This window comes from Phenylobacterium sp. (genome assembly GCF_036263695.1).
GTDB lineage: Bacteria > Pseudomonadota > Alphaproteobacteria > Caulobacterales > Caulobacteraceae > Phenylobacterium.
In genome coordinates, this window is the sequence record NZ_DATAGM010000117.1 from 1 (window position 1) to 6571 (window position 6571).

At 70.4% G+C, this 6571-nt stretch carries 9 protein-coding genes and 1 pseudogene; 9 read left to right on the top strand and 1 reads right to left on the bottom strand.

What is annotated here, in order from left to right; genetic code table 11:
* The coding region (locus tag VHK87_RS04715; RefSeq protein ID WP_329633741.1) for a helix-turn-helix transcriptional regulator at positions 1–797 on the bottom strand (797 nt) is incomplete at its 3' end.
* Between the two features lie 77 nt (positions 798–874).
* On the opposite strand from VHK87_RS04715, the gene VHK87_RS04720 reads away from it, so the two are divergent.
* From VHK87_RS04720 to VHK87_RS04760, 9 genes and pseudogenes are all read left to right on the top strand, one after another.
* Positions 875–1180, top strand: a complete 306-nt coding sequence (locus VHK87_RS04720) for a hypothetical protein (protein ID WP_329633742.1) — start codon at positions 875–877, stop codon at positions 1178–1180.
* 167 nt (positions 1181–1347) lie between these two features.
* Positions 1348–1617: a MoaD/ThiS family protein gene (locus VHK87_RS04725; protein WP_329633743.1), complete on the top strand. Its 270-nt coding sequence runs from the start codon at positions 1348–1350 to the stop codon at positions 1615–1617.
* Positions 1618–1629: 12 nt separating this feature from the next.
* Positions 1630–2706 carry a hypothetical protein gene (locus tag VHK87_RS04730; RefSeq protein WP_329633744.1) on the top strand — a complete coding sequence of 359 codons (1077 nt, stop codon included), beginning with the start codon at positions 1630–1632 and terminating at the stop codon, positions 2704–2706.
* A 13-nt stretch (positions 2707–2719) separates the two neighbouring features.
* A complete protein-coding gene (locus VHK87_RS04735; RefSeq protein WP_329633745.1) occupies positions 2720–3229 on the top strand; it encodes a 2,4'-dihydroxyacetophenone dioxygenase family protein in 510 nt (169 codons plus the stop codon).
* 35 nt (positions 3230–3264) lie between these two features.
* Positions 3265–3618 carry a DUF6152 family protein gene (locus tag VHK87_RS04740; protein ID WP_329633746.1) on the top strand — a complete coding sequence of 118 codons (354 nt, stop codon included), beginning with the start codon at positions 3265–3267 and terminating at the stop codon, positions 3616–3618.
* 207 nt (positions 3619–3825) lie between these two features.
* Positions 3826–4182 (top strand): annotated as a pseudogene (gene rpsF / locus VHK87_RS04745) (30S ribosomal protein S6); the annotation flags it as partial.
* A gap of 104 nt (positions 4183–4286) precedes the next feature.
* Entirely contained in the window at positions 4287–4565 is a 279-nt protein-coding gene (rpsR, locus tag VHK87_RS04750; protein WP_329633747.1) for a 30S ribosomal protein S18, read from the top strand.
* A gap of 13 nt (positions 4566–4578) precedes the next feature.
* Entirely contained in the window at positions 4579–5166 is a 588-nt protein-coding gene (rplI, locus tag VHK87_RS04755) for a 50S ribosomal protein L9 (protein ID WP_329633748.1), read from the top strand.
* A 180-nt stretch (positions 5167–5346) separates the two neighbouring features.
* Positions 5347–6571 (top strand): TonB-dependent receptor plug domain-containing protein (locus tag VHK87_RS04760; protein ID WP_329633749.1); only part of this gene is annotated, 1225 nt, incomplete at its 3' end.

Sequence of the window (6571 nt, forward strand, 5' to 3'; positions counted from 1 at the left end):
GCGTGAAAGCGCCAGCCCAGGGCGTCCTCAGCCCCATGCGGGCGGATCCTGAGAACCACGTCCTCGACGGCGTCGTGATAGATGCCGAAGCTCTCGTCCGCGAAGTCCTGCAGCGAGAAGCTCTCCGGCCGAGAGCCCGGCCGGTCGGTGACCTCGATGTCGCGCACCCTGTCGAGGCGCCAGGTGCGCGGCTCCCCGCCCGTCCCTTCCGCCGCCACCAGGTAGTTGGAGCGGCCGAACAGGATCCCGAACGGCGTGACCTCCCGCACGCGCCCCGGCGCGCTGCCGCCCTCGTAGCGGAAGCGCAGGGTCTTCAGCGATTTGACCGCCTCGCGCACCGCGCTCAGCACCGCCTCGTCCTCGAACGGTCGCGGGCCGGCCTGGACGGCGATGGTCTCGGCCTGCAGCAGGGCTTCGAGATCAGGCGCGAGGCGCCGCCGGGTCGGAGCCCTCGTTGAGGAGAGGATCTTCTGCTCCAGGGACTGCAGGGCCGCGGCCCGGGCGTGGGCGCCGGAGTTCTCCAGGTTGTCGGCCGCGGTGCGCAGGGCCACCAACTCATCGGCGGTCGGCGCCTGGAACAGGCCGTCTAGGCCCGATGGGATGCGGAACCGCTTGGTCGGCGGATCCTCCACCTCCTCCAGCTGAGGGAAGACCTCGCGCACGGCGTCGCGCATCCGCTCGGCGGTGCGCCGGCCGACGCCCATCCGTTCGGCGAGCTCGTCCAGCGTCAGCCCTTCGGCGGTCCCGGCCAGCAGCCGGGCCATTTGCAGGAGGCGGGAAGCCTTTTCGTGCCGCATTCGTTCTCCTGCGTCCGATTCTGTCGCTGCTGGGCATCAGACCTCAGGAAAGCCGCTCCGGCAACCGAGGTCAGACGATGAACCGCAGCTTCCGCCCCCGCCGCCGCAAGTCCCCCCTCCCCGTCTCCGCGCCCGTCCGCACGCCGCTGCCCGGGGCGGTCGTCACGGCCGTGCTCCGCTTCTCCGACATCCTGGTGGACCAGGGCGGCGGCCGCACCCTGATGCGCCTCTCCGACGACCGCCTGGCCGACCCGGAGGTGCGCACCTGGCTCGGCGAGGCCCTGCCCCGCGCCGCCGGCGTCTCGGTCCTCTACGACGACCGCGAGGAAGAGATCGTCCGCGTGTTCGAGGCCCCGCCGGAACTGCTGAAGCTGGCCGCCTAGCCAAGACGCTCCCCCACAGGGGGAGCTCTCCCCCAGGGACTGAGGTGCGCGTGAACCGCCTCCACCGCCTTCGGCGGCCCCCCTCCCCCTGCGAAGGGGGAGGATCTTGAAGCTTGTGATCAACCTTCCGGTTGAACGAACGCCGATCTTTCGGCACGCTCCTCGCCATGGCCAGGATCGCCTTCACCCGCCACCTCGAGGCCGTGGGGCCCTGCGAGCCGGTGGAGTACGCCGGCGCCACGGTGGGCGAGCTCATCCAGGCCGTCGCGGCCGACTATCCGCGGCTGAAGGGTTACGTGCTCGACGACCATGGCCGGGTTCGCAAACACATCGCCATCTTCGTGGACGGGACGCTGAAGCCGCGCCAGAGCGCACTGTCGCTGCCGGTCGGCGAGACGAGCGAGGTCTATGTCTTCCAGGCCCTCTCGGGCGGCTAACAGGAGGGGGCGATGTCCGACCGGCTGCTGGTTTCCACCCGCAAGGGGCTGATCGAGGTGCGCCGGGACGGCGGCGGCTGGACGCACGCCAAGGCCCACTTCCTGGGCTCGCCGATCAGCGCGGCGCTGAAGGACGCCCGCGACGGGACGCTCTACGCGGCCCTGGATCTTGGCCACTTCGGCGTGAAGCTGCACCGCTCAGAAGACGACGGGACCAGCTGGACCGAGGTCGCGGTCCCCTCCTACGAGGGCGTCGGCGAGGGCGAGGAGGCGCCCGCCCTGAAGCTGATCTGGTCGCTGGAGACCGGCGGGGCCGACGAGCCGGGCGTGCTGTGGGCCGGCACCTTGCCCGGCGGCCTGTTCCACAGCGCGAACCGCGGCGAGAGCTGGAGCCTGGTCCGCAGCCTCTGGGACGATCCTCGCCGGGAGCAGTGGTTCGGCGGCGGCTACGACATGCCGGGAGTCCACTCGATCAGCGTCGACCCGCGCGACTCCCGGTCCATCGCCGTCGCCGTGTCCTGCGGCGGGGTGTGGGAGACCCGCAACGGCGGCGAGACCTGGAGCCTCGGCGGCCAGGGCCTGCGGGCCGAATACCTGCCGCCCGAGCAGGCGAGCGATCCGACCACCCAGGACCCGCACCGGATGGTCCGCTGCGAGGCCGCGCCGGACAGTTACTGGATCCAGCACCACAACGGCGTCTTCCGCTCCACCGGCGGCATCGACGGCTGGCAGGAGCTGAAGGCGCCGCCCTCCAGCTTCGGCTTCGCGGTGGCCGTGCACCCCAAGGATCCGGACTGCGCCTGGTTCGTCCCGGCGGTGAAGGACGAGTTCCGCTACCCCGTCGACCAGAAGCTGGTGGTCACCCGCACCCGGGACGGCGGCAAGAGCTTCGACGTGCTCAGCGCAGGGCTACCGCAGGACGTCAGCTACGACCTCGTCTATCGCCACGGCCTCGACATCGACGCCACCGGCGAGCGGCTGGCCATGGGGTCCACCACCGGCGGGCTGTGGCTCACCGAAAACGGCGGCGAGACCTGGAGCGGCCTTCCCGCCCGCCTGCCGCCGATCTACGCTGTCCGCTTCGCCTGAGACGGAGAGCGACATGGACGACGCAGCCCCCCGCACGGTCCGCGCCGTGCCCCTGCCGCCGGTCGGCCACGAGGCCTTGCATCGCGGCATCGACGAGGTGCCGTTCGCGCAGGTCGGCGAGGGCAATTCGCTGCAGCTGCTGCAGGTCGATCTCGGCCAGGGCCTGTGGGTGGTGCGCACCCGCTTCCGGCCCGGCCACCAGATCCAGACCCACTACCATACGGGCTCGGTGTTCGCGGTCACCGAGCAGGGGCGCTGGTTCTATTCGGAGTATCCGGACGTGGTGAACAGCCCCGGCTCCTACCTTTACGAGCCGGCAGGGTCGCTCCACACGCTGACCATCCCCAAGGACCAACAAGGCGTGACCCAGGTGTGGTTCGCCATCTACGGGGCCAATGTGAACGTCGACGCCGCCGGCCAGGTGCTGAGCGTCACCGACGCCCACTCGGTCCTCGCCTCCTACCGCGCCCTCTGCGCGGCCCAGGGCCTCTCATCCGAAGGCGTGATCGTCCGCGGCGCGTGAGCTAGGATGGCGGACCCTCAGAAGGAGGCTCGCCCATGTTCCGCATTGTCCCCGTCGCGGCCGCCTGCGCCGCCCTCGTGCTGCCCGCCGCCGCCCTCGCCCATCACGGCTGGAGCTCCTACGACTCCGGCAAGATCATCAAGCACACCGCGCCGCTCACCAACGTGGTCTGGGGCAACCCGCACGGCAGCGCCAAGGTGTCGTACCAGGGCAAGACCTGGGACGTGATCCTCGCCCCCGTCCTGCGCATGCAGAACCGGGGCCTGACGCGCGAGATGCTCGCGCCTGGCAAGCGGGTGACCCTCGAGGGCTATCCCCGCACCGACGGCGCCGCCGAGATGCGGATCGAGCGGATCACCGTGGACGGCAAGACGGTGGAGCTGCGTTAGCGCCTGCCTCCGGGCGCGGCTGGGGAGGTAAACCTTGCCTTTGCGGCGGTTTTCCCCTATTTGCCCGCGCTTTCCTGGAAGGCGGTCTGTCGCGGAGCCTTAAAGGGTCGGGAGATTCACTCCCGCACCGCCGCGGCCAGATCCATCGTTTCCGGCGGACCTTCCGCCGCCGGACGCGCCGCCTTCCGCCACCGGAAGAAGGACGCCATGGCGCTATACGAACACGTCGTCATCACGCGGCAGGATATCTCGCCGCAACAGGCCGAAGCCCTCAACGACACGCTCAAGACGCTCATCGAAGAGCAAGGCGGAGCCGTCGCCAAGATCGAGTACTGGGGCCTTCGTAACCTCACCTACCGCATCAAGAAGAACCGCAAGGGCCACTACTCCCTGCTCGCCATCGACGCCCCGGCGCCGGCGGTGAAGGAGATGGAGCGCCAGCTGTCCATCAACGAGGACGTGCTGCGCTACCTGACCGTGCGGGTCGACGAGCTCGACCTGGAGCTCTCCCCCATCCTGGCGCGCCGGGATCGGGACCGCGAACGTCCGCGTGACGAGTTCGGCGGCGGCGACCGTCCGTTCGCCGGCGGCGACCGCGGCGACCGCCCTGAGCGCGGCGATCGCCCTGATCGCGGCGACCGTCCGTTCACGCCCGAGGGAGGCCGTCAATGACCGACGAAACCACTGTCGCCGCGCCGGCCCCCGGCGCGCCCGCCGGCGGCGCTCGCCGCCCGTTCTTCCGCCGCCGGAAGGTCTGCCCGTTCTCGGGCGCCAACGCGCCGAAGATCGACTACAAGGACGTGAAGCTGCTGCAGCGCTACGTCTCCGAACGCGGCAAGATCGTGCCCTCGCGGATCACCGCCGTGTCGGCCAAGAAGCAGCGCGAACTGGCCAAGGCCATCAAGCGCGCCCGCTTCCTGGCCCTGCTCCCCTACGTCGTGAAGTAAGGAGGACCACCCGATGAAAGTGATCCTCCTGGAGCGCGTGGAAGGCTGGGGCGGCCTCGGCGACGTCGTCAACGTGAAGGACGGCTACGCCCGCAACTACCTGCTGCCGCGCCAAAAGGCCCTGCGCGCCAACGAAGCCAACAAGAAGGTCTTCGAAGCCCAGCGCGTCGAGATCGAGGCTCGCAACGCCAAGGCCCGCGAAACCGCGGCCAAGGCGGGCGAGAACCTCGACGGCACCTCCTACGTCCTGATCCGTCAGGCCGGCGAGAGCGGCCAGCTCTACGGCTCGGTCTCCGGCCGTGACGTCGCCGACGTGATCAACGCCGAAGGCGGCAAGGTCGACCGGGCGATGGTCGTGCTCGACAAGCCGATCAAGACCCTGGGCATGCACGACGTGAAGGTCCGCCTCCACGCCGAAGTGGTCGTCACGGTGACCCTCAACATCGCCCGCAGCCAGGACGAGGCTGACCGGCAGGCCCGCGGCGAGAACATCATCGCCAGCCAGTTCGAGGAAGAGCGTCTCGCGGCCGACCAGGCCGCCGCCGAGCTCCTCGAAGGCGGCGCCGGCCAGCAACAGGCCGAGTACGGCGCGGAAGCGTAAGCTTTCCGAACCGATCGACGAACAGACGGCGCGGGCCCGCAAGGCCCGCGCCGTTTTGCTGTTCGGTGTGTCTTCAGCGCCCTTTTTGCCGGACGAATCCGCAGGTTAGCTGAAGCTTCGAGGGGCGCGGGCTCCAACACAGCGCATGAGGCGCGGCCGCGCTCCGGGGGGAAACCTTCCATGCGCTATGGCCTAGCTCTCTTCGCCGCCGCTTCCGCCGCCACGCTTCTCACCTCGGGCGCCAGCGCCCAGGCCCGCCAGGAGGCGGAGGTCGAGGAGCTGGTCGTCACCGGCACCCGCACCGAAGGCCGTTCGCGGCTCGACACCCTCGCGCCGGTCGACGTGGTCAGCGCCGAGGCGCTCTCGCGCACCGGAACCACCGAGCTCGCCCAGTCGCTGTCAACCGTCACCCCGTCGATCAACTTCCCACGGCCGGCGATCACCGACGGCACCGACCACGTGCGCCCGGCGACCCTGCGGGGCCTGGCGCCCGACCAGACGCTGGTGCTGGTCAACTCCACCCGCCGCCACGCCTCGGCCCTGGTCAACGTCAACGGGTCGGTGGGCCGCGGCTCGGCGGCCGTCGACCTGAACGCCATCCCCACCGTCGCCCTGGAGACCATCGAGGTGCTGCGCGAAGGCGCCTCGGCCCAGTACGGCTCCGACGCCATTGCAGGGGTGATCAACCTGCGCCTGCGCGAGGCGCGCGAGGGCGGCGGCCTCAGCGTCACCTACGGCCAGTACGCCACCACTGTGAAGACGCCCCGCAACACCGGCGGGCGCGACGAGAACGACGGCCAGACGGTGACCGTGCAGGGCTGGACCGGCCTGCCGCTGGGCCCCGAGGGCTTCGTCACGCTGTCGGGCGAATACCTGCAGCGCGACCCGACCAGCCGCGGCGACATCGACGTGCGGGTCAATCCGCCGGTGATCAACTCGCGCTACGGGGATCCTGAGGTGGAGTCCTGGAACTTCTACGCCAACGCCGGGCTGCCGCTGAACGAGACCTGGGGCCTTTACGGCTGGGCCGGCTACCAGACCCGCGAGGGCGCCAGCGCCGCGAACCCGCGGGCGCTGGCCGGCTCGACCCTGGCCGCCGCCACCGCCCTGCAGGCCATCTACCCGACCGGCTTCCTGCCGCTCATCGGGGCGGACATCGAGGACGTCACCGCCGCGGTCGGGCTGAAGGGTGAGGTGGCGGGCTTCAACGTGGACGTGAACGTCGTGTGGGGCCGGAACGAGATCAACTACTCGGGCCTCAACACCGGCAACGCCACGTACGGCGCGCTGTCGCCGACCACCTTCGACGACGGCGGCATGAGCTACGACCAGCTGGTGCTGGGAATCGACGTGGCGCGCCGCGTCGATGTGGGCTTCTTCGAGCCGCTGAACGTCGCCTTCGGCC

Excerpts from the sequence above, each read along its gene's own strand:
- VHK87_RS04720 (WP_329633742.1), top strand. The coding sequence starts at position 875 with ATGAACCGCAGCTTCCGCCCCCGCCGCCGCAAGTCCCCCCTCCCCGTC.
- VHK87_RS04725 (WP_329633743.1), top strand. The coding sequence starts at position 1,348 with ATGGCCAGGATCGCCTTCACCCGCCACCTCGAGGCCGTGGGGCCCTGC.
- VHK87_RS04730 (WP_329633744.1), top strand. The coding sequence starts at position 1,630 with ATGTCCGACCGGCTGCTGGTTTCCACCCGCAAGGGGCTGATCGAGGTG.
- VHK87_RS04735 (WP_329633745.1), top strand. The coding sequence starts at position 2,720 with ATGGACGACGCAGCCCCCCGCACGGTCCGCGCCGTGCCCCTGCCGCCG.
- VHK87_RS04740 (WP_329633746.1), top strand. The coding sequence starts at position 3,265 with ATGTTCCGCATTGTCCCCGTCGCGGCCGCCTGCGCCGCCCTCGTGCTG.
- rpsR (WP_329633747.1), top strand. The coding sequence starts at position 4,287 with ATGACCGACGAAACCACTGTCGCCGCGCCGGCCCCCGGCGCGCCCGCC.
- rplI (WP_329633748.1), top strand. The coding sequence starts at position 4,579 with ATGAAAGTGATCCTCCTGGAGCGCGTGGAAGGCTGGGGCGGCCTCGGC.